At 45.2% G+C, this 828-nt stretch carries 2 protein-coding genes; both read right to left on the reverse strand.

Features of this window, described 5'->3' with window-relative positions; all coding sequences use genetic code 11:
• Positions 1–287 (reverse strand): SPFH domain-containing protein (locus ACYVRH_RS13660; RefSeq protein WP_461257437.1); only part of this gene is annotated, 287 nt, incomplete at its 3' end.
• Positions 287–828: FtsH protease activity modulator HflK (hflK, locus tag ACYVRH_RS13665; RefSeq protein ID WP_461257438.1), on the reverse strand; the 542-nt coding region annotated here is incomplete at its 5' end. The genes ACYVRH_RS13660 and hflK, both read right to left, overlap by 1 nt.

An 828-nucleotide genomic window follows, 5' to 3' on the forward strand; every position in this document is an offset into this window, starting at 1 on the left:
GAAATGCGCCATCGGGCAACCACGTCAACAAAAATAAATTGCCTCTCCGCAGTCGGCACTATTCTTGCCTCGCCGTCCCATGCCATAATTTTTTTCGGATAACGGACAACTTCGTCTATAAAAGGAACTTTCACTTTTAAACCTGCTTGTGAAATAACGTCCGTTATCCTTCCAAACTGAACAATTACCGCCTGCTCTCCCTCGTTAATAACATACAGTGGACCCGCAACCGCAATACCGATAATGATTACAAGAATAACGATAATAAAAGTAAGTATTTTTTTCATTATCTTCCACCTCCCATGTTCATCATAGGCAGGAAATTTTTTAAATTACGGTCGATAACTGTCATGCTTTTCTCGTCCTTAAAAACTTCTTCGATCATTTCATAGTAAAGCCGCTGTCGCGTAACTTCGGGAGCGCGGCGGTATTCTTCGTAAACGGAGTTAAAACGCGCAACGTCGCCGTTTGCCCTGTTTACGCGCTCTGTAGCGTAACCTTGCGCGACTTGAATTGTCTTCTCGGCTTCGCCTCTTGCTTTGGGAATTTCCTCGTTGTAGACTTGCTGTCCCTCGTTTATAAGCCGCTCAAGGTCCTGCATCGCTTTGTTTACGTCTTCAAAAGCTTCCTGCACTCCAGACGGCGGAGTAACATTCTGGAGTTTTACCGCGATTACGTCAATGCCAAGTCCGTATTCGTTGAATCTGTTGTTCATTGTAGCCAATGCTTCAATTTCAATCGCGCTTCTCTCAACGCCCATAATGTCCATGATTGCGCGGTCGCCTACAAGCGTATTAATCGCTGAGCGCGAAACGTCTCGTATTGTAG

The organism is Treponema sp. R80B11-R83G3, from assembly GCF_054786115.1.